Here is a 25,008-nt window from a genome sequence, read left to right on the forward strand (position 1 = left end):
AGTGATACATCTAGTCCAACATAGTAATCCATTTTGTCCTCCTCAAATTGCAAAAACTTCTGCAACTCTATCAAGAACCTGACCCATCATCATGGTCAGCCCGATTACCCATGCTAAGTCCGCTCCTCGATGGTCGGTTCCGGTTGCGGCGAAAGGACAGTTTGAATTTCACGCCTCAGACTGGCTTTCAATGACCGGTCTGGCGACATCAACTGCGCTGCAGCGATAAGTGTGCTGCGCCTGCAAGCGGATGCTGCGTCAGCAAACACGAGGAAGGGTAATGGCCGCAAAGTCCGCGTCTTTCCTGTTCGTCCTATGTGCAGCGAACGGCCGAATTGCAGTGATCCTCGACGGAAGCCGTCCGGGAATATTTCCCAACTACCGCTCTCGTGACGGCTCGCGCTTCTGCTCGGGTCGTTTGTCGATGTCCTCACGACCCCTTCCCCGATCCTGATCCGCACTCGGCCCCCGTTCGCTGCAAACAGGGCGGGAAGCTGAGCGAACCGAAGCCATGTCACGGGCCAACTCCGCCCGCTCCGTCGTCACATCAGTGAGGCGTCTTGAAAAGCTCTCGACATCTTTAGCCAGCGCTCGATCTTCGGGATCGGATGATTGCGCCAGCACGGCTGCTGCTGCCGAATAAGTGTTCATCACACGATTTCTGCGGGCAACAATAGCGTCATCCCACGATTGATCGGGAATCCAACCGCCATGATCCGCCACATCCCGTCGCACTTCACGCCGCTTCGCCTTGTCGACCGTCACCACCTCACCCCGCTGGCGGATCTTGTAAACCGGAGTTCGCTCTCCTCGGCGTGTTACGCCTCGTGCAGACCGCGGCGTAGACTCCGCTTCAATGCCTCGCTGGCGTAGCTTCGCCGCAAATGTATCGCGCAGATGTTGCAGGTCAGCTTTGCGCAGGTTCAGCTTCACACCGTCATGTCCGACCGTCCGCACCGTCAGATGAACATGTGGATGCTTGGTATCTGTATGCAACGCCATGACATAGTCATGCTGACCGCCAAACTCTTGCTCAGCCAGGGCCCGCACCGCATCCTTCACAGCGCTGGAATTGGTATTGCCCGGCATCGAAAGAACGATACTGGTGGTGATCCGGGTACGATCCGTCGCCAGCCCATTGGCGCGGTCCTCATCATGGCTCTGCATCCAGTCTGCGAACAGCTCGGCAGTCGCTGATTTGCCCGCCACACGATCGCCCTGGCTGGTCTCCAGCTCAATCTTGCCGTTGCGGCTGATATACTCAAGATGTGCCGATACCCGCACACCTTCTGTCAGGCGGTTCACCTGGATCGGGTTGCCATGCTTGTCCATCCTGGCGGGCTTTGACACCTTGACCATGACCTCCGCCGCGCCACGCACCACACGCGCCAGTCGCGCTTTGTCAGCGGCGCTGATCGACGGGACCGCTGAACTGGCCTGTCCGGTCCGATCCTGTGCAGAAGACCCGGCAGAACTGTCAGGCGGCCCATCTCCTCCCTGCTCGTTCGCAGATTTCTTGCCCGTCGAGAAACTGCCCGAAGCCGGGGATCCCACCGATCGGCCATTTGCGAGATTCGACCAGCAATCTTGAAAGCCCAACTCGCGTTTCAAATCACTCATCCCGCGTGCCCTCGCCTGTCTGGAATTCAAACCGCCCACCAGCATATCTTGCAAGGTCAGCTCTCAGCGCCTGAACGTCACGGCGCAATGCCTGTAACTCGCCCTTCGCTGGGGCATAGACGTCCCCGATAAAAACACCGCGGTTCATGACAGTCGCAATCTGGTTGAGGTTAGTTGCCATCCCGCGAAGTTGACGGAACCCCCACTGGATGGGGTTTCGCTCCGCCGTCACTGGCTGCGGTGCCGATCTCATGCGTGCGGTCAACAGCCGCGCCGCCCAGGTAGAGACGGGCACACCCTGCCCTCGCGCTTCAGCCTCCAGCGCCCGACGCGTTTCCTGACCAAGCCGCACAGTCACCTTGCCTTCGCGGCGGGCCTTGGTTGGCCTTGGCTCGGGAACGTCCGCATCACCGGACACCGTCTCGATCATCTGTCGCAGAAATTCCGAAGACGACAGACCGTGCTCGGCTGCAACCGCTTCAAAGCGGGTCTTACTGGCGGGCGCGATGCGGGCGCGAACGAGTTCTGATTTCTGAGGCATGTTCAATCAATATGTGCTACATTACTGGCGGCTAGCCTATCCTGCATTAGTATCTTCTTCCACCCAATATGTGGTCCGGGACCACATTCTTCTATTTCAGGTCACGCGATGGAGAAATCGTGACTTAAACCGTCTGAACTTCATTGCGAGGGCGAAACAGGATCAGTTAGGTGTAGACCATGACGAAGTGGTAGAGCAGGTGCGGGAACGGCTGGCCAGCGACCATCACCCGCAGCTCATCGGCGTGGGTGAAGTCGGACTGGGCCATGTATCCCGGCTCCGGGGTCTGGCGGAAGATGATGTCGCGCTCGGGACCGTTCAGCGCCCGCCACTGCCGCACCCGCCGCTCCAGCGTGCGCCGAATACGATCATCGGGGAACGCCAGTGGATGCTCGCTCTGAAGGTGGCGTAACAGGGTGACGGCCTGCAACGTGCTGTCCTTCTCCAGCAGGGGAAGAAGGTCGGTCTCCCAATAGCCTTCAATAGGATCGGCCACTGTGCGCCCGTGAACGATCTTGCGCTGCGAAGGTGGTGTCGGGTCGGCATCGAAGCGTCGGGCGGTTCGTTCGCTGAACCCGGCGCGGGCAGCCGCTGTGCGCTGACTGTGGTTTTGGAGGTCGGTCAAATATAATCTCAATTGCTGGTCGGTGATGGGTTTGTAGGCCAACCCGGATCCTCCGTTTGAACGCAGAGGCTTCCGGCTTACCAACCCGCAGCGAGCACCCAACCCAAAAATCAATCAGGCCGGTGGGACTGCCCTCCAGACGGGCATGCCCGTCTTCCGTTCAGCCCCACCGGCCAAGCTGGTTGTCGGCACCGGCCATGATGGTTGTCGCTCAACACGCAAGGGAATTTTCCGGTTGAAGCGCAGCGCCTCTCCGACTGCCCGCTTATGTTCATCTTGCAGAAACCGATGAGCGAGGACCTCCCCTGGCGACCCGCTGAAACCTGTACCGGGCCGCAGGAAGACATGGCTATCTGGAACAATGCACCTGTAGAGTCTGATCAACGCGGCCGAACTGAGACGGCAAGATCACGTCGCTCTCCCAGCGAACGATGACCGTATCGTCGAACCTGTGATTTTTCCCAAATGGATCGACTTGCGCATCCGGAACCGGGAAACGAGCGATTGGGCAGCGGTGCAAGCGCCAGGTCCGGGTGGTTCCCATCAGTTGCATCTGTGCACCGCAATGCATTTCCGCTTACGGGGTAGAGCGAGGGGCTAGGCCCGTGCTTGCGTCTTCAAGAAGGCGAGGCCGATCTTGGCGGAGAGACCTCCCTTTTTGATCAACTGGACTGCTTCACCGCGCAGTTGCTCCAATCGCTTCTGTGACATTTCTTCACCTGCTACTCCGGCAGGGCATGCCTGCATGCCTGAGAGGAGCCCTTTTCCCGATTGCGGTTGAGATCAGTATTCGCTCGGACACATGATGGTCAGGGCGCGTTGGGTAACCGTCGGATCAAACGGGCGTTCGGAGCCGTACTTGAAATCCAGGTCATACAGATCGACTTTCCAGAACAGCTTCTGGTCGCCGACCATCACCGTTCCGAATGTGTGATCACCGTGGGGATCGTTGTCCTCGGTGAACCGCATATCCGTGGCCACGGCCGCCAGCGCTGCCGCCTGGAACGCGGCCCCCTCACTTGAAACGCCGGGGGTGATCAACACCTGCCCCTGAATGCCTTTGCCTTGCATCTCATACACAGCTATCGGGTCGATGAGCGCTTTGCGAAACAAGTCGTTCTGTGCTGCAATAGATGCCGCTTGCAGGTCTGTGTCGTGTTCAATGTCATTGGCCGTTTCGATTTCCAAAACCGTCTCTCCTTTGTGAAGCAACCTCCGGGGCTGATCCCCAAATGGCGCTGGTTTTGAGCCAAGCCCTGAAAGGGCGTCGTCTCTAAAACCTGCCACGTGGCGAACGCGGAGAGGGGCGAGACCAGAGAAATCGACAAGGATGGTGCGGCCCGCAGGCGCAGCCGAGGACACGGTCTTGTCTATTTGTCTTGTCCGAGGGGGGAGGCCGCGCCTTCCCCCTGACGGGAAGGCGGCGTTTGGCTTGTCCAAATCCCGCCTGACCTGGCAAGAAACGGCAAAGGATCCCTGATCCTGCGCGAGCGCAAAAGGGAGCATCACCCGAACGGGCATATCTCCTCGGCCTGAAACGACCATGGCGCAAAGCTCCTGCCCCGGCTCTTCAGAGACGGCGCCGGGGTTATTGCGGCAGGGAGAGCAGGACGTGGGGTTCTGGGTGCAAGCCGGCCTGCCGGCTGGAGCCTAGCGCCCGGTCACGAGGCGCAAGGCTCGGGATTTGCACCTATACTGGCGGTCGGCAGCTTCAGGGGATCGATGTCTGGATCAGCTGAGAATCCGATACGTTCGCCATTTCGATTTTGCCACCGCGCGCCGTTACTTCGACTTGGAGCGGACACTGATAGCAATTGTACCAAAACAAAGTCAGATTCTACGGCTATGCGCAAATGCCCGGTGATATCGACCGCGCGTTTGAGGAACGTCATATATTCCAGCTACATAACTGGAGCCGCGACAAGGGAACGGGGTCTCGCCACTTCCAGCCTCGAAGGTGGCGCCACAAAAAATCCTGAAAATTCCACATTAATTCCACCTTGTGTGAGCATGTTTACAGAGTCCCAAGGCAAGCTGTGGCAACACTTGGGTATTGTAACGATGATCCTGACAACGAGTACGGAATAGGTGAGTGGTGAAGGTAACGAGTTCTTCGTAATCGAGCGAAGGTGTTCACGAACGATTTTATCAAGTGCCGGGCGCAAGGGAGACCTTGCGCCCAATTTTCTTGTTTCGCAACGTGTCGCTGGGGTGAGTACGTCGACCCTAGAAAAGTCTTTTCTCATGTCGGGCTGATCAGCCCGAAGCCTAGATATTCAGTCGCGCGACCCATTCCAGGCCTGCAAGCAAAGCAACCACTGCGGCCTGGACCAAAATGAACAACCATGAAAGGTCGGGCCGTAATACTCGCAGGTGGCCAACCTTTTGCGGTCGCCGAGGGCGACATGAAATTTGTGCCGACACCACCACGGCCGACTTAACCGACATTCGCCGGCCGGAAATATTTGCGACGCAGCGAACCACTGCATCAAATGATAGCATGACGAGAACGGCGACTCTCCGGTACCCACAAATCCTTGGCAAGACCCAACAGCTTCGCTAGGCTTTAAAGAGAAGAAACGGTGCCAGAACAAGATCAAGGTTGGTTGCGACTTTTTCAAACTACGCTCGAACGTGGTCGTCGACTACACATCATTTCAGAGCCGCTTGGCGCATATGCTTCAGCAGCGTTGTCTTTTCAGCCACCTTCTCTCGATGAAACTGACCAGTCGGTTGCTCGATGACCTTTAGTAAACCATACGATCTAGATCGGATTCTCAACCAGTGCCTTGGGGCAACCCCTAGGCTTTCCCTTGAGGTGGGACCCGGGGCTGGGAGGGCTCTACGTCTCGCCATCCTCTTTTTTGCTGCTTTTGTGCTTCTGCCTCTTGGCATCGGCTTGGTCCGCGACGACAATCCCGATCTAACTCTGATCAGCCTCTCCGCCTGGGGTACAGCCTATCTTTTCTTTGCTGCATGGACGGCAAAAAATGCTTCGTTCAGAGTGGCACAGGATTTCGCCGCCCTTTGGCCGTATATCGAGACGACAGATTGGATAGAAGAAGCCATTGAGGAAATCGAGCGCGAATTTCGCGGCCCCCGAACCGAATTTATTGCGGTTGCAGCGGTCCTCATCGGTCTGGTCCTTACAGTGTTGGCACTTGCCGTCGATCTGGGGTATCTTGGGCTCCACTGGGGTTGGGCACATCCGCAGGGAGCTTTTTCACTTGGTATTCTCGGACTTACACTTGAAAGGCCTGATATCCTCTACTGGGAATGGGTCATCTTTGGTTCCAGTTACGCGGTCCTCTATTACGTTTCTGCGCGCACGACATTTGTGGCCACATTTCTGATTTCCATAACCAAGCGCCTGGAGCCAAAGAACCTTCATGAGCACTATGATCCCTGGCAAGCCCCAACTGTGTGTTACTGTCTCGATATGTCTAGAACGATCTTGCTGTTCTGGGCCGGAATTTCCCTCTCCGTCGCCACCCTTCCACTGATCTTTGGCACGCTCGAGCATTTCCTCCAGATTGTTGTCAGCACGGCGATGTTTTTCTCTTTGATCATCGGCACGACGGTCTTCATTCTCAGCGAACAGCAGATCCGTCGCGCAGCTCGCATTGCAGTAATCGAAAAGCTCGAAACTCTCAGCAGAGACCTCTCCTGCCTTAGAAGGGCGGATGCCGCTTCTGAAAACAAATATGAGATGCTGAAAGACCAATTCACACGCCTTTCCGGAGCGAAAGCGAGCACGAGCTATGTGATTGTTATCCTAAGCTTAACCCTGCCTCTATTGGGAACACTGGTGAAAATCATCGTCGAATGGGCGACCTGATACAATTTCTCGGCAAAAAGTGGTCGTTTTGGGCTCGATCGTCGGCCTTGTCCGTCGTCACACAAAACAAGGCATCAGAAACGCTCGGGATTTGCGCGAGTATCGAACGCCAGGAAATTGGCGGCCTACTCCGATGCGGCCCCGTACGATTTTGCTACCGTTCAAAATTCACCGGTTTCACTGTATACTTGTTCAATGCCCAGTCTAGAAGACGCATCGTATGTGATCATCAATCAGACCAGCATCGCCTTCCATGAAGCCGGCGATGGCTTGCCTGTGGTGCTCGTGCATGGTGGCGTTTCGGACTTGCGAACATGGGGTGCTCAGGTTGAACCGTTTGCGGAACGATACCGCACAATTGTCTACAGCCGACGCTATCACTGTCCCAACCCGCCGATTTCGCCTGACGCGCCAGACCCGATCCAGACCCATGTTGGTGATCTTGCAGAATTGATCGAGACGCTCAATGCCAGCCCGGCGCATGTCGTCGGGCATTCCTGGGGCGGGTTGATCGCACTGCTTCTCGCACTGCAGCGGCCTCAAATCTTGCGCAGTCTCGTGCTGATTGAGCCGCCGGCTGTTTCAATGCATGTTACTGTTCCGCCGACGATCGGTCAGATGACCAGGCTGCTTATCCGTTCCCCCAAACTGGCCGTTGCCATTGCAAAACTAGGCGGCGGAGCCCTCATGCCAGCGGAAAAGGCCTTTCGCAAAGGCGACGACAAATCCGCCGTTGAATACTTTGGCCGGGGCGTCCTGGGCAAGCGCAGGTTCGCGTCTCTTTCCGGCGAACGGTATGAGCAGGTGTGGGACAACCGCGGGCCAGAGCGTGCGCTGGCACTCTTTCAGGGTTTTCCAGACCTCAGAACGGCGGATTTCTCGCGGGTTTCCATGCCGATATTGCTCATATCAGGTTCCGAAAGCCCTTCAATCTTTCCACTACTCATCGACGAGCTGTCGCAACGACTCCTAAACGCACGAAGACAGGTCATACTTGGGGCGTCTCACATTGTTCATGAGGACGCACCGCAGGCGTTGAACGACGCGGTGCTAACCTTTCTGGAGGATGTCGGTTAGGGTTCGAAGCGAATACGGAAAGCTCCGAAACGAAAAAGGGAACTGATCGAACAGACCCAGCATTCCGGAGTTACTTGACCATAGGCATCTACGCCGGGTTCAACCTCAAATCGATCAAAATAGGAAACGGTGGATGAAAGCTCTTCGCAAAATTCGCATCTTCTGCGCCTGTTTGACCCTCGTGAGTGCAACAGCTGTGCTGCCGGATCCCGGACTTGCCACCGCCCTTGATGCATGCGGGCCCCACCGGGCGACCATACTTGATTTGGCGGATCGGATCATTTCCGAAAAGGCCCGGGCAGAGGGATTTTCCGGTCACAGTTTCGGGTCCACCGCAGCTTATCTGTCGCTACGCTATAGCGATGCCGATCTTGACTCAGGCATGAACCTGCTGGCTCGGGTTAAAGGCGGCACGCGGCGCCCACCTCGTGGGTTGGAGCAACTGCAGCTGGCCTTCGCGATTTCCAAATTGGGTGTGGAGCAAGGGTTGGCGACAGACGGTCGAAGTGCGGTCGATGCATTCGCCGATTACTCCCCTGCAATAACTCGGCAAATCCTGTTGGCTGACGCCGGAGAGAGCTTTTTCCGTCTGCTCGCCGAAGTGCGGGTGGACCCCTCGCTCGCAGAGAACTTTGAGGTGCGTTATTATGACGGTCTCGGCGTACATGGTTGGGTTCTGGATCAATCCGACGATTTCAAGCTGCGTCTCGCCCGAAATGCCGAAGCGGCCAAAGAGCTGGCACTTGCCGCAATGCTTCTGGGATCACAGCGTGAACTCGCGGAATACCACGCGCTGCTGGAGCGACACCGCGATACCGATCTTGCGGAAGTGGCCGGACCGAAATGGCTCAACGCCCGCCTTGCGACAATGGTTTACCGGACTACGCCCGCTCCGGTCCCCGGCGACAGTGCAGACGACAGCAAACGACGTACCGACCAATTCGACATCATGCGCGCTGCGTTTCGAATGGGCGGATTGGGCTGGTTGGGACTCCTCTACAATCAAACGGGTGCCGAGGCCCCGATTGCACGGGCATCGCGTGATTTTCTGGCAGCGATCAACGCGGGGCGGCTTGATCCTCAATCCGATCTTGAGCCAGCCTGGGCCTATCTTTATGGGCGATTGGCGCAGGAGCTCGGGGCTGGAATACTGAACCGGTCGATGTCTGGGTTCTCTCTGCCCCGCAGCGTCCGCCACTACGCCGATGATGCGCAGACGACCTTGGACTGGGTAAATGCGCGGCAGGCACTCATCCCGTATCTGACTGGCACAGAGGACGCTCTGCCACCGCGCCCCGCTCTTCTGACACCAGAGTTCGACTGGAAGGCATGGACCACACTGGCCGCCGCGTTGCGCGCAGAGCCTGTTAGCGCATCAGATGACCCAAACGCCGAGCCAAGGATCGCCGCGGAACTGTTGCTGGCGAAAGGCCACGTGGCGCGGGCGCTGGATGTGGCCCGCAGTATCACCCTCAACACGGACCGGCTGTGGTTGTATCGTGATGTCATGATCCGGTTGGATAGGCTTTGCGACGGATACACGACCTACCCAGGTGCGTAACTGGTGATGGGCGGGGCCATCCTGTTCAGGTTTGATTGAGCCAGAGCATTAAGCTTGTTCAGCTAGGGATCAGAAATCAAAGCAATACGGAAGCCTTCAATTGACTGCAGAAGCTTCGAAATTCGTAGGCCGAACAGTAGATTCAAATCACCCTTCGCGTTCAAGTTTTTTGCGTGCCAGCTTGCGGGCGCGGCGGATTGCTTCAGCTTTCTGGCGCGCGTTTTTCTCGGACGGTTTCTCAAAATGTTGCTTGAGCTTCATTTCACGGAATACGCCTTCGCGCTGTAGCTTTTTCTTGAGCACTCGGAGAGCTTGATCGACATTGTTGTCGCGAACACTGACCTGCATGTGGTTGATACCAGATTCTTGAGAAAAGTTTGGCGCACCTTGCAGGAAGGCTGCGAAATTTCAAGAGATATTTACTCGTAGTGGCGGTTGTAAGCCAGCTTACTCGAACTGAGTGTCAAGGGCTTGGTGGAAAACATGCGCAAACGCGCGTGGAGACGTGCAGTTGTTTCGAATAGATATGAGGAAGGTAATCACTCTTCCGCCGCAACCACTTCGATTTGCCGTATGCTGGGATCAATAGCTACATAGCCTCGGAGAATCCGCGACATGAAATGTCCGCGCACATAATTCGCGATGAAACGTGAGGGTGCTAACAGCGTCACCCGTTCACCTTCATGCGCCATTTCAGACAATTGGCCGAACCATGTGGCCGCCTGTGCCGGTACTTCAGCATGCAATTGGGCAAGCACCCGCCCCCATGTACCCTCGGCCGATGTGCTGCGTGAACGCGGCTGGAACAGAATAACATTTGGATCGGTCGCGTCCCCCTGCCCTGCCCCGTCTTGCGCCCCACCGTGTCGCTCTTGCATTCGGTCCTCAAAATCGCTGCCGATGACCGCCCAGACATTTGCGGTTCCACGCATCAGATCGGCGATGTTCAATGCATAGACGGTCACTCGGCCCTTTACGCCCGCGCGCTTGACCTCCAACCATCCGGCTGTCCGCATCTTGGCAATCTCGCGTTTGACAGTGCGTTCATTCACAGACCAAAGCCGCGCCATTTCTGCCCGCCCGATGGACAATTCATTGTTCTGCCAATTATACCGTGTGGTGATCAGAACTATGAGCCGCAGCACGAGCCGCTGGCGATGTTTATCGCCACTAAGAGCAGAAACCCCTAGTGCCGATAAAATGTCGTACTTCAGAGCCGAGGCGTTTCGCCCGACCGGTTTTGTCACCTGCATGACCTGCTCCGCTTCGTTGCCAGCTTTTTTGCGGCTCTTTTGCCGGGATTATCAACGCCTGCCAACGCTTTTCCCGGATTGTTCGCAATTAGCGTCCAAACGTTTGATTCTGTCAAGTCATCACGCGCTTCAATTTCCGCCCCCTTCCAGCTCAAGAAAAGAATCTGGTGAAGATATAGGTGAAGGGGGACGTTCAATCTGTCCCCTTATTGAATCCTTATGCCCCCCTATTGGTTGATCGACTGCACTAGTTGTCCCCCAATATATTGGGGCGATAGCTACAACGTGGTTCGCCATCGCTTTGGGCAGCTGTCGAATCAGTTTGCCGCTCTCGCCCCCTTATTCCTTTACCCATGGGTAAGGCGAGCCTTCCTTTGTCTGTGATCATATTAGGTTTTGCGTTAAAGGCAAAAAGGACGTAAATGAATATCAACCACGAAAATACGTCCTGAGAGGCAAAGCATGTACACACACGATGATTTGGCCGCGCTTCAGAACCGGTCCTTGAAACTTCAGGGCTGGATCCGGCAGCAGACATTTTCTCCCGGCCTCGAAAAGAAGCTGCGGCGGTTTTCATCCTGGGAGGTCGCCGAACTTATCTTCCGGATGAATCAGTCGACATTTCGCGGTAAGTTGGCTGCAGATCCGTCGTTGCCATCCGGCGAGGTCGAGCTGGAAGGTCGCCAGCGCTGGTTTTCGCTTGAAGAGATCAATGAATTGCGCCGTAGGTTAAAGGTTGTCAAGCGTAGTTTGATGCCGCATCGACCCGTCGGAAAGCGTCCTGTGCGTGCGGCTGTTGCAAATTTCAAAGGTGGGGCCGGTAAATCCACCGTCGCTCTGCATTTCGCCCATGCCGCTGCTCTTGATGGTTATCGTGTGCTGGCCGTCGACTTTGACCCGCAGGCAACACTTTCGCACTCCATGGGTCTGACTGATGTCGCCGAAGAGCACACGGTCTGGGGGATCATGGCGCGCGACTTGATCCGCGAAACCGAGCGAATGAACCGGGGACCGGTAGGTGCTGAATCCGGTGCCGCCCTGCCCCAGCGTCATATGCCGGCGGCGATCACCGGGCTTGGCCTTGGCGATCTGCGCATCGGCGATTTCATTAAGCCGACCTCATGGCCGACCATTGATTGCGTGCCGTCCTGCGCGAATGCCGCCTTTGTGGAATTCGCCAGCGCGCAGTATCGCCATCTTAATCCCGACTGGTCATTCTTTGCTGCTGTGTCGCGCTATCTCGATCAGATCGCGGATGACAGCTATGATCTCATCCTGTTCGATTGCCCGCCCGCTATTGGTTATCAATCAATGAACGCTGTATTCGCGGCAGATGTCCTCTATGTCCCCTCTGGTCCCGGATATTGGGAATATGATTCCACCACGTCATTCATCGGCCAGCTTTCAGAGGCGCTCGAAGACCTGTCGGCCGGATTTGATGGCACCTTACCCGCGGGTAAGATCGCCCTTCCCAAGGCATTCTGTGACGTTCGTTTCCTTTTGACCCGTTATGAGCCAGGCAACGAGTTGCACCGTGCGATGCAGGATGCGTTTCGGAAAGTTTGGGGAGAACATGTGACGCAGAACCCGGTGGAGATGACCCGAGCGGTGGAGCAGTCCGGGCGGTTTTTGAATTCGGTATACGAGATGGATTACCGTGAAATGACCAGAGAGACCTGGCGCAGAGCGCGATCTACATTCGACAGAGCCTACGAAGAATTCCGCGAGACCCTGCACGCTGCATGGGCGACTATGGAGGATGAGCAATGAGCAAGAAGCGCAGGATGTTTGACATCGACGTCCCGGAAATGGGCGATATCGACGTTGCAAAAACGCCAGAACGAGTAGTGCGCCGAGGACCTATGGCGGCGGCGATTAGTGAAAACGCCAGTTCTTTGCGTGATCGCAAGGTGGCGGAAGACAGCATCCGTGAAGAGAATGACAAACTTGCCGCTGAATTCGTGCGGATGAAGCGCGAGGGCTTAATCACTGACCGTATCCCCTTGGAGGACGTGGTGACAGAGCGGCTGTTGCGCGATCGAAAGCCCGGTGAAGATGATGAACTTGACGAGTTGAAGCTTTCGATTCGCGAGATCGGGCTGTCCAACCCGATCCGGGTCGAGGCGCGCGCAGATGGGAAATATGAACTGATCCAGGGAATGCGCCGATTGATGGCATTTCGCGCTTTGCGGGCGGACACAGGAGATGCGGAATTTGCCAATATTCCTGCCGGGATCGTGCCGACCGAGACGCGGACAGAAAACAGTTATCGCCGCATGGTTGATGAGAACATGGTCCGGAAGGACATCTCGTTTGCCGAAATGGCAACATTGGCGCGGCGCTATGCCGCTGATCTGTCCAATGATTGTGCGGATGTGTCTGAGGCGGTCACGACGCTGTTCAAGTCCGCGTCTTACACGAAACGCAGCTATATTCGCGCCTTTGCCGATCTTCTTGTGCGTTTGGAAAGGGTGCTGAAGTATCCACAGGACATCCCGCGCAACGTGGGAGTTGATTTGAAACGATTGCTGGACCGAGACGAAGGTTTGGCGGCGCGTGTGTCTCAGGCGCTGCAAGCCGAACCGGACCGGGACGCGCCGCGGGAAGTTACGATTCTGCGCAGTTTTGTTGACCCCAAAGTCTCACCCACGGGTAAGGCTGCGTCTAAGCCTGCCGTTCGGAGACAGGCGAAAACAACTTTTCAGGTGCCGATTGCCAAGGGAGTTGCAAAATGTAGCGCTTCGCAGGGTCGAATGGAGCTGCGTGATGATCGGGATTTTTCTGCAATAGATCGGGGAAAACTGGAACAAGCAATTGCGGCGTTTTACGCGGCTCTAGAAAACTAGTCGCACGCATACCTTACCCGTGGGTAAGGTATGCGTGCAGTTCTTGCGCCGGACATGACCGGCATGTTAGTTCAGCAAGGCCGCGCGGCTCAAAAAATTTGATCCGTCATCTGATGAAACGCAACACGGACGTCGCGACAGCACCGGCCGAGAATAGCCAGCATCGACTGTCGTCATGGGCCATAGGCTCCGATCAAATTGCAATCGATCAGAGCGTGATAGACTAGGCTTGTTATCCCGTGATCGGTGTCAGTGGGGCAGTCGCTCGCTAAATAGGGCAGGGACGACGACTGTCGTAGCACACTCAACGTCGGAAATGGAGCGAGCCGTAGGCTGAGCGACGACGTCCCGGCATCCATCCAAAAGGGTCTGCGAGCGAGGATATAATCGCCCTTGCGGGGAGCATTGGTTTAGAGGCCTACTATCGTTGAAGCCAATGGGCTCGGGGGTTGCTATTCTCCCAACTGACCTATCGGAACCAGTCTTGTGCAGGTTTATGCTCAGATCGCGCCATTGGCACCTTACACATGTGGTCGCAAGGATGTGGAGGTGAGGGCCGCTTGTCCCGAGAGTAAGTGTGAGTTATGCTCTTTAAGCATACGTATGTTTAGAGAGGCTTCGATGGGGCGAATAAAGGTAAATCTGACACTGGATGCGGATGTCGCGGAAAGTGCCAAAACGCTTGGCTTGAATATGTCGCGACTTGCGGAGACTGCGATTGTTGAGGCGGCCAAGATCGAACGTAATCGTCTTTGGCGCGAGGAAAATCAGGCGGCGATCACCGGCTATGCCGAAGAAGTTGCACAAAACGGATTGCCGCTGTCGCATCTGCGCAGTTTCTAAGGACCCCAAAATTCATGGCACAGTTTGACCTCTACCGTTTGAGTGCCGGGCAGCTTGTTGTTGATCTGCAGACTGACCTGATCGGCATTGACGCTTCGCGTATCGTTGCGCCCTTGCGTGAAGCTGGCGGGTACGCGGCTTTTCCAAGCCTAACGCCGTCTGTGCAAGTCGACGACAAGGCGTGGATCGTCCGCGTGCAGGAATTGGCCGCTGTTCCCGGTGTGGAACTGCGTGACCCAATCGGCTCGTTGAGCGAACATCGCGATGCGCTCAAGCGGGCGTTGGATATTCTCATCGACGGTGTGTGAAAAATGCAGTGCAGGTCGACCAAAACGAATTGACACCGCGCGGAACAGAGATCGGTTTTTTCGGTCTGCTGGAGGTTTTGAGACCAAGTGTTTAGTCCCAAGGTTTGATGAGGCATCGGTTCACTGGAGTGAAGGGTTGCCTTTTGCGGTAGCCTTGGCATGTCTGAAGAAATAGCTGACCGCTGCGCAACGGGCCGAGCGGTTCGAGGCGTTTATCTCAAGCCCTGACAGAACGACGCCACCTTCGCAGAGCTCCTGAAGAGCTTCGGCGACAATCTGGTGCTGCCGCTGGTCTCGATGACTCAGAACGTTCGGAAGCGGGGAAAGCGGGAGCCGCAACCGGTCGGTGCCCCTTAACCTGACGGTGTATCTGGCGGGGCAGGGGGGGTAGTGGCGCAAGCTTGCGGCAGGCTGACGACGCGGCGCCGGATATTAGGCTGCTCTGACCATGGGCGAAGGCCTGCCAGATTGATCCGACGCGACTCTGGCACAGGTCCCTGCTTTCCCGATATCCTGGCCGGCTGCGGGACTGGTTTCTGAACGAGATGGTGCCGGCTCGTCTTGCCTGTGCCGATGTGGATGCCGCTCCCGATCGCGATGCCCATCTTCGGCCGAATTGGCGATTGGCCGGGCGGATGGTTGCCGGCTCACCGGAGCATGCTCCTTGATCCTTGATCCGCTTGTCGCGGCCGCCTGCGGCCTTCCTTTCGCGTGCTGAACGGCTTGCTGCGCCCTTCTGCCGTCGTTGCGGCGCCGTTTTGACCAGTAGGGGAGGGAAGACTGAGGATCTCGCGGAGACGAGGTACGCCCCATGCGCACGAAGGGGGTTGAAAACGGCAAGATTTCCAAATGGACATAAAGACAGGCCATTTTTGCCATTTGTTGGCCTGAAGTTCTCCGAAACTTAAGATTTACGGAACGGAAAAAGATGTTTGTCGGAATACCGGAAGTCGTGAGACTGCCGACCATTTGTTTTCAATGCCTTATCCAAAGCGCGCTGCCGGGACTGAATCGGAATCCATGAGACTGGCGACTAAACAGTCCGTCCTGAACATCGCTCTCAGGCCGCCATTTTGTCGACCTGATCTCTTTTGCCGTAGGTTATTTCTGCGCCAAAGATCATGCAGGTCCGTTGGATCAGCGAGATAAGCTGACACAAAGCCTCCCTCAGGTGTCTGAGGATCATGCGGATGTTGTGACCGCAGCCGCAAAGTACGGCAAAGAGTGCGTCGCCATCGGTTCCCTTGAGCGGACATCGCGTCAGTCGGCCGTCGTTCTTCATGTGCCCGATCATCGGTTCAATGGCGCTGCGGCGGCGTAGAAGTTTCGCGATTGTCCTGGTGACACCGCGCTTTGCACCGCTGATGAAGACCTTCACATTCTCCACGCCATGGCCACGGTATCCGCGGTCGACGAACGCCAACTCCGGCTTTTGCTCGGTCAGGATTTCGACCTGCTCCAGCGCCTCGGTCAGCGTGTGGCCATCGTATGGATTGCCGGGTAGCGCCCGCATCCCGACCACGAAGCCACCCCGATTGGTCGTGGCCACGCTGACCTTGGTCCCGAACTCGTAACGCTTGTGCGCCTTGCCTTTCGATATGCAATCCACCGCCGGTTCGCGCAGGCTGTAGAGCTTTTTCTTGTCCTTCGGTTTCTGTGTCAGCAACCGGTTCACTAAGGCGATCATCTCCACCAAACGTGCCTTCAGCGCCTCGTCCGGAACCTTGCCCAGTTGCCGTTCAATATCGCGCAGTACGCGACCGGTGTAACCCTTGAGCCGGCGCAGTGCCTTGCGCATCCTCTTGAATTGCCGGGCGTGGGCATAGCGCCCGACCTGACCAGCCAGACGGGGTGCGAGGCGGTTGTAATTCTGGCGAAGCGCGATCCCGGCCTCCCGGGCCAACCTGACCAGCTTGCGCCGGGCGGTTTCATACAGCCGAGCATCCGTTGGATGGGCGATATTCTTTTCCATCACCGTGGTATCAACGGTGATCCGCTTGAGGTCGTTACCTTTCACCACACCAGCGCGTTGCCCGGTCTCGATGGTCTGCGTCAGCATCCATTCGACACCTTCCTCACCAATCCGTTTTCGCCATCCATTGCCGGCAGGCGAATGTGCACATTCGCCGAGAGGGCGTCAGGGATGACGGATCAAGCGGCAGACGGTGCTGAAAGAACGTCTCACCGCAGAAATGCTGCCAATACGGGTTCTCGGCCCACCGCGCCACCACCGCTTCATCTGAAAGCGCGTAGGCATGTTGAAGATAAAGCAGGCCGGCAACCATGCGCGTCAAGGTCGCCGGGCGACCGGTGTGAGACGGAAAGAACCCCGCCCATTCACGCTCGAAGACATCCCAGTCAATCAGGGTTCCTAGCTTCACCAATTCGTGGCGCATGTCGATCATCTCGACCAATCGGGAACGCAGGAGATCGTCTTGTTCCGGAGGTGGCTTTCGTGGCTTCATTTTACGGCTCAAAATTGCAGAGTTCCTGCCCCCATAATACCAAACCCTGCACTTTCCGCCCAACAAAACCGTACTGTTATCAAATAAAAACAGATAGATATGAGTTGTTCAGGGCGGACTAAACAGTCCGGGATTCGTGAGACCAGTTTGCAGTCGTGCAGATCACGGCAATCGGAGGAATTTTCGTTGTCATCAGGGTGTCGAACATGGGTGAAGCCATATATCGTTGGCGGATGACTTTTCCAGTCTCACAATTATCGATTCATCCAGTCTCATGAATACCGGTACAGAATCTCATGAACTCTGACTCGTTTTTCAGGGAAGTGCTTGAATCACGTCAATTCCGGTCATCCGACAATGAAACATGAGCTACGGAGTATGCGTCGGAGCTCATGTTTAATGGACCGATAAGGCAAACTTATTGGACATGGAAAAGCCGTGTAAGGTGGGGCGGTTTGAATATCATATTGTGGACGTAAGCGCCGTCTTGGGATAGTGTTGTGGTATGACCTATCAATCCACCACCATCGCTGACGATTTGATGAACTTACCCAAGTTGCCGGACTGGGTCACCTCTGGCCGTGCCGAAACCCTTGATTCTGTGGCTTTTCGGTCGGGTGCGGTCCTGGTGGTGCTTGATCAGCTGGTCAGCGATCAACTGGACCTGTCGCGGTATCGTGCCGCCCCAAGTGCTCGTTTAAGCCACTTTTCGTTCGAATGCGACGGGACTTTTCCAGCCCAGTGCTGAGTGACGGCGTCGCGGATTGTAGAAGCCGTTGATGTATTCGAAGATCGCCATTTCAGCCTGCCGCCGTGTCTCCCAAGGATGCCGCCAGATCAGCTCAGCCTTGATGGTTTTGAAGAACGTTTCGACGGCAGCATTGTCGTAACAATTACCCTTGCCGCTCATTGATATCTTGAAGCCATGTTGGCGCAGGATCTTCTGGTAATCGTGCGAACAATATTGCGATCCACGATCCGAGTGGTGAACGCAGTTTTTCGGTGGTGATCGGAACGCAATCGCCATGTTCAGAGCTCTGATCGCCAGGTCGCGCTTCATGCGGTTGCTCACGGCCCAACCGATCACTCGCCGAGAATGCAGGTCCAGGATCACGGCTAGATACAACCAGCCCTCGCGGGTCCAAACATAACTGATATCGCCAGCCCATTTCTGATTGGGTTTGTCTGCTGCGAAGTCACGATCCAATAGGTTCGGTGCTATGTTGAACTTGTGGTCGCTGTCTGTTGTGACCTTGTGTTTTCGCGTTCTAACAACAGATATGCCATTCTGGCGCATCAACCTACCAACACGGCGATGACCAACATCCAAGCCGATCTCCTTCAGTTCTTCTGTCATTCGTGGGCGACCATAACTTCCCAGACTGAGACGTGACTGTTCTTTAATGTGCGCCAACGTCACCATGTCAGACCGCTGCCTAAGACTGGCAGGACGGCTGCGAAACGCTCGCAACCCGCGCGGGCTGACAGCCATAACACGACACATCAAATCAATGGAAAATGCAGATCGGTGTTCTTCGATGAACCTAAACCTCACGGCTTTTGGCTCGCAAAGAACACCGTGGCCTTTTTTAACACTTCCCTTTCCTCCTTGAGAATCCGGTTCTCACGCCGAAGTCGGTCATTCTCTTGGGCAAGGCTCAAATCTTCCTTCGACACCACATCCGTGTCTCGGTGAACTGTGATCCATTTGTTCAGCGTCGACATCCCGACGCCTAGATCATCAGCCACTTGCTTACGCGTTAGCCCGCTGGTCAGCGCGATCCGCACCGCATCTTTGCGAAATTCGTCCGTCCGTTTCAGTCCCATAGCCAGTCTCCTTTGTTGCAGTAAATGCTATCAAAGGAGCGGCATCAAACCGCGACAGGTCCAAACAGCATGGTGTGCCACTAAAGCTGCTCGCCAACCGGCTTGCGCTGGCAACCGCGACGCAGACCTCAAAACTGGAAGGGCGTTTGGCCCGAGAGGCGGACATCCGCGACGCCTATCATCTGGCACCAGCGGGCGAAGCGCGGGGGCCTGACGGGGATCTATTGGCCTTCTGGCGCGATGCGGGGCGACTTCGTGCGAACGGGACTGGTGAGATTGCCGATCTGGTCGGTGCCGACTTCGCGGGCGAGGTGAGCGTCTGGCTCGATGCAGGATTGGAGCGCGTCCGGTCCCATGGACCGCTGGCAAGCTGCGTCTCCGTCCTGCGGGCCGTGCTTGAGGTCGATGATAGGGCGGAACGGGCCGCCTGCCTGCTTTCGGACATTGTTCTGGCGCGGGCTCTGAACTGGAAGCAAGTGCTGCCGGTCACGGCGCGGCGGTTGACAAAGGCGGCGCTGCGGGACTTGGCCGCAGATGGGCCGGGGGCCGAGCTGACAATCCAGGTACGGATTTTGGGCAGCATCGAAGAGACGATCCGAGTGGCGCGGGACTTGGCGCAACGTGGGGCGGCACTCCAAGCAGTTGCGCCGAAGCTGCGGGCGAAGGGATCGGACGCGGCGGTCGATCTGTTCCTGACCGAGGATGCTGTCGCGCCGGCGTCGATGTTGGCTCCAAGAATTCGCGGAACATCGATCTCCATGACCTCCCGCGCCGCGCGGCGGTTCTGCGACCGGCTGGTTGAGCTCGGCGTGGCCCAAGAACTGACCGGTCGATCGACATTCCGGCTCTATGGGATAGCGCCGTGACGGCGATCTCAAATTCGAAACCCGCGCAGGGGCAGGCGGTCTCGGCACGCGATAACGTGTTTGACCGGGAACTCGCCGACCTGCCTCAGGAGCTGCGTTGGCGCGAATGGATGGGCCGGATCGAAGCGGTGCTCTTTGCCAGTGCCGCGCCAGTCAGTCGCGACGATCTGGCCCGTGTGGTGGGGCAGGGGGCCTCGGTCGAGATTTTGATTGAAGATATTCAAGGAGAGTTGTTCGGTCGCCCATACGAGCTTGCCCAAGTGGCTGGCGGCTGGATGTTTCGGACGCGGACCCAGTTTGCCGATGCCATCAAGGCGGCGGCTGATCTTGGGGATCAGACTCTGGCCTTCACTGAGATGGAGATGGGGGTGCTTTGCGCGATCGCTTATCACCAGCCGATTGACAGGGCGGGGCTTAAGGACATCTTTGGCAAGGAAGTCAGTCGTGATTTACTGGCCCGGCTGCGCTTCAAAGACTTGATTGCGTCGGGGCCGAGAGCACCGCGGCCTGGCGCGCCGCATACTTTTGTGACGACTGCGACGTTTCTGATGGCGTTTGATTTGCAGACACTGCGGGATTTGCCTGATCAAAATGAAGTCATTCACAATGACTAAGCCTATACGTAAAGGATGAAACGTTGAAACGACTGGATAGTGATCCTGAAAAGTTTGACGCTTTGGAATTGTATTCCAGAGTATCGTCAGATCACGGATACAAGATTGGCGTTGACGGCGATCAGAACGACTTTGTTGAGCGTGTCGCGAAGTCGCTCAAGAACGCGCTCAATAGCCCGACCATGATTTACGGCAAGCGAACCGAAGCCATGTTTGCGCATGTGGCCGGCGCTATGGGAGCATGTAAACTGATCAAGCAAGAAGACAGCGGAGCATCATTTGTAAGCGCCGACGATGTGGCCGTTCCAGACTACAGGATCGTTACGAAGTCTGACCAGATCTTTTTAGTTGAAGTGAAGAACTTCCGGATGCGCTCGTTGAGCCAACGCTACACGATGAAGAAGCCGTATCTCGTAAAGCTTCAGTGCTATGCTGATATGAACAAAGTGCCGTTGAAATTTGCGATCTATTTTTCTGGAGTGAACCAATGGATCCTATTATCACCAAGTTCTTTCATCGACGGTGACAAGACCGTCTATATCGATTTTGCGCACGCCATGGCCCGAAATGAGATGGCTGTCTTGGGCGATCGGATGATTTGCACTTTGCCGCCGCTGATCATGTCGTTTGAAGGTGATATCGAAGACGAGCGATCGAAAGTTGACGCAGATGGTCAGGCCCTATTTACGATCAAGCAGATCAACATGACGTGCGATGGAAACTCAATCGACAATGACATCGAGCAGCGGATTGCCTTCTACCTGATGCGCTATGGTAGCTGGGTTTCGGATGGAATTCCCGCCGAAGTTGTTGATGGTAAGCTGAAGTCGTTTCGGTTCGTGTTCGCGCCAGAACAGGAAGGTGAACCAGATGATCAGCCGTTTCACTCACTGGGTACGTTGAGTTCAATGATTAGCAGTGCTTTCCATGAGCTGACGGTGGAGAACGACGGCGTTGTATCGATGGACGTTCGCTATGATCCAGCCTTTTTCAATCTTCAAATACCCGAAGGGTACAAAGGCAGCTCTCTGCCGCTTTGGCAGTTGGTGCTTCAACCAAACATGGAGTTTGGCCCGCAATCGGCAGTCATGGACTAACACCGCTGGCGACTAGAAAACACTCCAGCCCGTCGGCATATGAAGGGTTATAGCGTTCTCGGTTCCATTCAATGACGGGTTTATGTGGTTGCCAAAAGCTGTCTGCATATAGCACTCAAATACTATGCGCACTGTGGTTTGGGCGATGATCTCGCCGTGACATTCCGTTGTCTGTGCATCGACGCGGACTAGCATCATGAGATTTTTATCTATGCGCAAGTAATGTTGCGCATAAACGCCATAATTGCGCATACAGTTGAAACTTGCGTATAGAATGCCCATAGTTGCGTATAACTCCTATGCGCAAGAAAGAAGAAGATGGTCAAAAAAGTCCCATTCAGAGCCCTGACTGAGCTGCTCAACATCGTAGCAGCTCATCCCAAGGGCATTTCCGTTGCGGACATTGAGAAAGCACTAACGAACGATGTGCCACGCAGAACACTCCAATATCGTCTTCAACAGCTGGTCGCCAATGGCCAAATGCACAGCATCGGGGAACGTCGCTGGGCCAAATACCTGCCTGTCTCAACAGATACCGCAAGTGCGACCGCAGAAACGCTCGATGAAGATTATGCTGAAATCATCCAATTATCAGAGGAAGCTAAAACCGTTCGTGCCTATGTCAAACAACCTATAGCAGGTCGAAAACCAGTCGGGTACAATCGAGACTATCTGGCGACATACCAGCCTAACCAAACGTCTTACCTTACATCGGCTGAGCGCAAGCAGCTCGCCGATCTGGGCAAGTCGCCTGCGGGCATGCAGCCCGCGGGCACCTATGCAAAGCACATCCTAAATCGGCTACTTATTGATCTCGCCTGGAACTCCAGCCGGTTGGAAGGCAACACGTATTCGCTGTTGGATACCAAGCGGTTGATCGAATTTGGCGAAGAGGCCGAAGGGCGGGATCAAGTCGAAGCGCAAATGATCCTGAACCACAAGGATGCGATTGAGTTCTTGATCAATGCGGTTGATGACGTCGCATTCAATAGTTTCACTCTCATGAACCTACATGCACTCTTGTCAAACAACTTACTTGCTGACCCGACCGCATCTGGTCGTTTAAGATATATCGCGGTCGGCATCGAAAGCTCGGCATTTCACCCACTAGAGACGCCTCCGCTGATCGAAGAGTGCTTTAACGAAGTGCTGTCGAAGGCATCACAAATTCAAGATCCATTCGAACAAGCCTTCTTTGTGATGGTCCATCTCCCCTATTTGCAGCCCTTCGATGACGTCAACAAACGTGTTTCGAGATTGGCAGCCAATATCCCTCTTATAAGAGGAAATTTTGTACCCTTTGCGTTTTCTGATGTACCTCAGCGTGCTTATACCGAAGGGATTTTGGGCGTTTATGAACTCAACGATGTTGCCCTTCTGAAAGATGTGTTCTTCTGGGCTTATGAGCGATCCGTTGCGCAGTTTGCGGCGGTCAAACAATCGTTGGGTGAGCCTGACCCGTTTCGCCTCAAATATCGAACGGAAATCCGTGAGGCGGTCACGTCAATCATCCTGGGGAAAATCAGCCGCCGTGATGCCAGCGAGACGATCAGGTCATATGCGTCCGAACACGTCTCAGAAAGCGACAGGGACAACTTTGTTCAGGTCGTCGAAGAAGAAATACTTGGCCTACACGAGGGAAATTTTGCGCGGTATCAAGTCCGTCTATCTGAATTTGCAGAATGGCAAGACAAATGGACAACATCATGACCGATAGTCCATTCACCACAATTCTCGGAGATGACTTCGCGCGCCGGTTTTCGATGCGACCCGGTTCTTTGATGTGGCTCCTCGGCGCAGGCGCATCAGCTTCTGCTGGCATTCCGACTGCGTGGAATATGATCTGGGACTTCAAGCAGCAGCTCTATGTGAGTCAGCGCCAAGTCTCTCTTAAGAGCGTCTCCGATCTGTCAAATCCGGCGGTGAGACAAACCATCCAATCCTTCATTGAAAGTCAGGGCGGGTTTCCAGACACAGATTCACCTGAGGAATATGCGGCGCTGTTTGAAGCTGTTTATCCAAGTGAAGCGGACCGCCGCGCATATATCGATGCCAAGATCAAAGGGGCCAAGCCATCATACGGACATCTGGCTCTGGCGACCTTGATGAAGGCAGGACACACAAGGTTGTCCTGGTCAACAAACTTCGACCCCCTTGTCGCGGATGCATGCGCTCGCGTTTTTGACGGTACCGGTGCGCTCACAACAGTTGCGCTTGATGCGCCTGAGCTTGGCCGACAAACGCTGAACGAGGATCGTTGGCCTGCAGAAATCAAGCTGCATGGTGATTTTCGTTCGCGTCGGCTCAAGAAAACAGGTGACGAGCTACGCCAGCAAGATGCGACTCTGCGGGATCTTTTCGTAGGCGCTTGCAACCGGTCGGGTTTGATCCTTGCCGGCTACAGTGGCCGAGATGACTCAATAATGGATGCGTTGGAAGAAGCGCTAGAAAACACATCACCATTTCCTGGAGGGTTATTCTGGCTACATCGCGGCGACAGCCTGCCACTTGATCGTGTCAACGCGTTTCTGGAGAAAGCGAGCAAGAAGGGCGTAGATGGCGGTTTGGTGCGTATTGATAACTTTGATGAAACGTTACGCGATCTCATTCGCCTCATGCCGAATCTTGACACAACCGTCCTTGACCAGTTTGCCGCAGAACGGGCAATTGTATCGCCGCCGCCGCGAGCGCGGGGTCGTGCCAGCTATCCGGTCATTCGATTGAATGGTCTGCAAATTGAAACTCTGCCAACGATCTGTCGCCGGGTCGTATGCGACATTGGTGGATTTCGTGAGGTTTCAGATGCCATTCAACGCGCCGGCGTCAATGTTCTGGCCACACGCTCGGCGAAAGGCGTACTTGCCTTTGGGGATGACAATGACGTTCGCGCCGCCCTATCAAATTGCAACATCAATGAGTTTGACCTTCATGAAATTGAAAAACGACGGTTGCGCTACGATAGCCATGAGCGCGGATTGCTAGGGTCAGGACTCATAGCCAGTAGATAACGAGTGCTGCGAGGGCGATGGCTGATAGGAAGATCTTCGGACATCTGTCGTAGCGTGTTGCGACACGCCGCCAATCTTTCAACCTGCCGAACATGATCTCGATCCGGTTCCGGCGTTTGTAGCGGCGTTTGTCGTACTTTACCGGTTTCTTCCGTTGCTTCCGGCCCGGGATGCAGGCGCGTATCCCTTTGTCTTTCAACGCTTCTCTGAACCAGTCGGCGTCATATCCGCGATCCCCGAGCAGCCAATCGACCTTGGGCAGGCTGCTGAGCAAAGCCCGTGCGCCGATGTAATCGCTGACCTGACCGGCGGTGACAAACAGGTTCAACGGACGCCCCTGACTGTCGCAGATGGCATGCAACTTGGTGTTCATACCACCTTTGGTCCGACCAATCAGACGACCACGCCCCCCTTTTTGACGCCCATGCTGGTCGCTGTTCGGTGGGCCTTGAGATAGGTCGCATCAATCATCACGGTCTTCTGCTCGCCGTGTTCGGCGTAAACATCCGGTGTGGACCGCGGTTATGCGGCCTTGACGTTTTGTGCTGCGGTTTTCCAGTTCCACGGTAACATTTCATGTACGCGCGAGACGGGCATGTCGGGCAGTCGTTTTAGGACG

19 protein-coding genes and 2 pseudogenes are annotated in these 25,008 nt (G+C 55.6%); 12 read left to right on the top strand and 9 right to left on the bottom strand.

Translation table 11 applies throughout. The features are described from left to right. Positions 1-378: 378 nt before the first annotated feature. From QO231_RS23895 to QO231_RS23910, 4 genes are all read right to left on the bottom strand, one after another. Positions 379-1,620: a relaxase/mobilization nuclease domain-containing protein gene (locus QO231_RS23895; protein WP_316782283.1), complete on the bottom strand. Its 1,242-nt coding sequence runs from the start codon at positions 1,618-1,620 to the stop codon at positions 379-381. After that, positions 1,613-2,161, bottom strand: coding sequence for a plasmid mobilization relaxosome protein MobC (mobC, locus tag QO231_RS23900; RefSeq protein WP_316782284.1), 549 nt, complete (start codon positions 2,159-2,161; stop codon positions 1,613-1,615). Before mobC ends, QO231_RS23895 begins: the two co-directional genes overlap by 8 nt. A gap of 166 nt (positions 2,162-2,327) precedes the next feature. Beyond that, positions 2,328-2,828, bottom strand: a complete 501-nt coding sequence (locus QO231_RS23905) for a hypothetical protein (RefSeq protein WP_316782286.1) — start codon at positions 2,826-2,828, stop codon at positions 2,328-2,330. A 741-nt stretch (positions 2,829-3,569) separates the two neighbouring features. Beyond that, the gene (locus QO231_RS23910) at positions 3,570-3,974 is read right to left on the bottom strand and encodes a DUF3768 domain-containing protein (RefSeq protein ID WP_316782288.1); all 405 of its coding nucleotides are present in this window, start codon (positions 3,972-3,974) and stop codon (positions 3,570-3,572) included. Positions 3,975-5,526: 1,552 nt separating this feature from the next. Here QO231_RS23910 and QO231_RS23915 point away from each other — a divergent pair. The 3 genes from QO231_RS23915 to QO231_RS23925 all read left to right on the top strand — a co-directional run bounded on the left by QO231_RS23915 (position 5,527) and on the right by QO231_RS23925 (position 9,262). Continuing rightward, positions 5,527-6,624 (top strand): hypothetical protein, encoded by a 1,098-nt coding sequence (locus QO231_RS23915; protein WP_316782290.1) that lies wholly within the window; start codon positions 5,527-5,529, stop codon positions 6,622-6,624. Positions 6,625-6,846: 222 nt separating this feature from the next. Further along, positions 6,847-7,701 carry an alpha/beta fold hydrolase gene (locus QO231_RS23920; RefSeq protein ID WP_316782292.1) on the top strand — a complete coding sequence of 285 codons (855 nt, stop codon included), beginning with the start codon at positions 6,847-6,849 and terminating at the stop codon, positions 7,699-7,701. 133 nt (positions 7,702-7,834) lie between these two features. Continuing rightward, positions 7,835-9,262, top strand: coding sequence for a hypothetical protein (locus tag QO231_RS23925; protein WP_316782294.1), 1,428 nt, complete (start codon positions 7,835-7,837; stop codon positions 9,260-9,262). 147 nt (positions 9,263-9,409) lie between these two features. Here the strand turns inward: QO231_RS23925 and rpsU are convergent, their stop codons facing one another. After that, the gene (gene rpsU / locus QO231_RS23930; protein ID WP_114869331.1) at positions 9,410-9,610 is read right to left on the bottom strand and encodes a 30S ribosomal protein S21; all 201 of its coding nucleotides are present in this window, start codon (positions 9,608-9,610) and stop codon (positions 9,410-9,412) included. A 191-nt stretch (positions 9,611-9,801) separates the two neighbouring features. Further along, positions 9,802-10,515 (bottom strand): DnaA N-terminal domain-containing protein, encoded by a 714-nt coding sequence (locus QO231_RS23935; protein ID WP_316782296.1) that lies wholly within the window; start codon positions 10,513-10,515, stop codon positions 9,802-9,804. A gap of 462 nt (positions 10,516-10,977) precedes the next feature. Here QO231_RS23935 and QO231_RS23940 point away from each other — a divergent pair, with 462 nt between their 5' ends. From QO231_RS23940 to QO231_RS23955, 4 genes are all read left to right on the top strand, one after another. Further along, positions 10,978-12,285 carry an AAA family ATPase gene (locus QO231_RS23940; protein WP_316782298.1) on the top strand — a complete coding sequence of 436 codons (1,308 nt, stop codon included), beginning with the start codon at positions 10,978-10,980 and terminating at the stop codon, positions 12,283-12,285. A 38-nt stretch (positions 12,286-12,323) separates the two neighbouring features. Beyond that, complete coding sequence (locus QO231_RS23945) at positions 12,324-13,361, top strand: ParB/RepB/Spo0J family partition protein (protein WP_316782300.1); 1,038 nt, start codon at positions 12,324-12,326, stop codon at positions 13,359-13,361. A gap of 621 nt (positions 13,362-13,982) precedes the next feature. Next, a complete protein-coding gene (locus tag QO231_RS23950) occupies positions 13,983-14,204 on the top strand; it encodes a type II toxin-antitoxin system CcdA family antitoxin (protein ID WP_316782301.1) in 222 nt (73 codons plus the stop codon). Between the two features lie 14 nt (positions 14,205-14,218). After that, positions 14,219-14,512 (top strand): CcdB family protein, encoded by a 294-nt coding sequence (locus QO231_RS23955; RefSeq protein ID WP_316782303.1) that lies wholly within the window; start codon positions 14,219-14,221, stop codon positions 14,510-14,512. Positions 14,513-15,572: 1,060 nt separating this feature from the next. Here the strand turns inward: QO231_RS23955 and QO231_RS23960 are convergent. Further along, a pseudogene (locus tag QO231_RS23960) lies at positions 15,573-16,977 on the bottom strand (IS5 family transposase). A gap of 697 nt (positions 16,978-17,674) precedes the next feature. Next, positions 17,675-18,804 (bottom strand): IS3 family transposase gene (locus QO231_RS23970; protein ID WP_316782304.1). Its coding sequence is split into 2 segments (ribosomal slippage): positions 17,675-18,570 and positions 18,570-18,804, totalling 1,131 coding nucleotides; the frame shifts between segments, so codons are not numbered across the junction. Positions 18,805-18,878: 74 nt separating this feature from the next. On the opposite strand from QO231_RS23970, the gene QO231_RS23975 reads away from it, so the two are divergent. The 5 genes from QO231_RS23975 (at position 18,879) to QO231_RS23995 (ending at position 24,389) form a co-directional block, all read left to right on the top strand. Continuing rightward, the gene (locus QO231_RS23975; protein ID WP_316782305.1) at positions 18,879-19,670 is read left to right on the top strand and encodes a DUF1403 family protein; all 792 of its coding nucleotides are present in this window, start codon (positions 18,879-18,881) and stop codon (positions 19,668-19,670) included. Positions 19,671-19,780: 110 nt separating this feature from the next. Then, entirely contained in the window at positions 19,781-20,284 is a 504-nt protein-coding gene (scpB, locus tag QO231_RS23980; protein WP_316782307.1) for an SMC-Scp complex subunit ScpB, read from the top strand. A gap of 23 nt (positions 20,285-20,307) precedes the next feature. Next, the gene (locus tag QO231_RS23985; RefSeq protein WP_316782309.1) at positions 20,308-21,381 is read left to right on the top strand and encodes a hypothetical protein; all 1,074 of its coding nucleotides are present in this window, start codon (positions 20,308-20,310) and stop codon (positions 21,379-21,381) included. Positions 21,382-21,699: 318 nt separating this feature from the next. Continuing rightward, the gene (locus tag QO231_RS23990; protein WP_316782312.1) at positions 21,700-23,091 is read left to right on the top strand and encodes a Fic family protein; all 1,392 of its coding nucleotides are present in this window, start codon (positions 21,700-21,702) and stop codon (positions 23,089-23,091) included. After that, positions 23,064-24,389, top strand: coding sequence for an SIR2 family protein (locus QO231_RS23995; protein WP_316782313.1), 1,326 nt, complete (start codon positions 23,064-23,066; stop codon positions 24,387-24,389). The genes QO231_RS23990 and QO231_RS23995 overlap by 28 nt, the downstream gene beginning before the upstream one ends. Here the strand turns inward: QO231_RS23995 and QO231_RS24000 are convergent. Further along, positions 24,373-24,887, bottom strand: a pseudogene (locus QO231_RS24000) (IS5 family transposase); the annotation flags it as partial. The gene QO231_RS23995 and the pseudogene QO231_RS24000 overlap by 17 nt on opposite strands. Positions 24,888-25,008 lie beyond the last annotated feature (121 nt).

Origin of the sequence: Sedimentitalea todarodis, from assembly GCF_032595355.1 — a bacterium.
Taxonomy (GTDB): Bacteria; Pseudomonadota; Alphaproteobacteria; order Rhodobacterales; family Rhodobacteraceae; genus Sedimentitalea; species Sedimentitalea todarodis.

Excerpts from the sequence above, each read along its gene's own strand:
- QO231_RS23915 (WP_316782290.1), top strand. The coding sequence starts at position 5,527 with ATGACCTTTAGTAAACCATACGATCTAGATCGGATTCTCAACCAGTGC.
- QO231_RS23940 (WP_316782298.1), top strand. The coding sequence starts at position 10,978 with ATGTACACACACGATGATTTGGCCGCGCTTCAGAACCGGTCCTTGAAA.
- QO231_RS23955 (WP_316782303.1), top strand. The coding sequence starts at position 14,219 with ATGGCACAGTTTGACCTCTACCGTTTGAGTGCCGGGCAGCTTGTTGTT.
- QO231_RS23925 (WP_316782294.1), top strand. The coding sequence starts at position 7,835 with ATGAAAGCTCTTCGCAAAATTCGCATCTTCTGCGCCTGTTTGACCCTC.
- QO231_RS23935 (WP_316782296.1), bottom strand. The coding sequence starts at position 10,515 with ATGCAGGTGACAAAACCGGTCGGGCGAAACGCCTCGGCTCTGAAGTAC.
- QO231_RS23895 (WP_316782283.1), bottom strand. The coding sequence starts at position 1,620 with ATGAGTGATTTGAAACGCGAGTTGGGCTTTCAAGATTGCTGGTCGAAT.
- rpsU (WP_114869331.1), bottom strand. The coding sequence starts at position 9,610 with ATGCAGGTCAGTGTTCGCGACAACAATGTCGATCAAGCTCTCCGAGTG.
- QO231_RS23990 (WP_316782312.1), top strand. The coding sequence starts at position 21,700 with ATGGTCAAAAAAGTCCCATTCAGAGCCCTGACTGAGCTGCTCAACATC.
- QO231_RS23945 (WP_316782300.1), top strand. The coding sequence starts at position 12,324 with ATGGGCGATATCGACGTTGCAAAAACGCCAGAACGAGTAGTGCGCCGA.
- scpB (WP_316782307.1), top strand. The coding sequence starts at position 19,781 with ATGGGCCGGATCGAAGCGGTGCTCTTTGCCAGTGCCGCGCCAGTCAGT.
- QO231_RS23995 (WP_316782313.1), top strand. The coding sequence starts at position 23,064 with ATGGCAAGACAAATGGACAACATCATGACCGATAGTCCATTCACCACA.
- mobC (WP_316782284.1), bottom strand. The coding sequence starts at position 2,161 with ATGCCTCAGAAATCAGAACTCGTTCGCGCCCGCATCGCGCCCGCCAGT.
- QO231_RS23950 (WP_316782301.1), top strand. The coding sequence starts at position 13,983 with ATGGGGCGAATAAAGGTAAATCTGACACTGGATGCGGATGTCGCGGAA.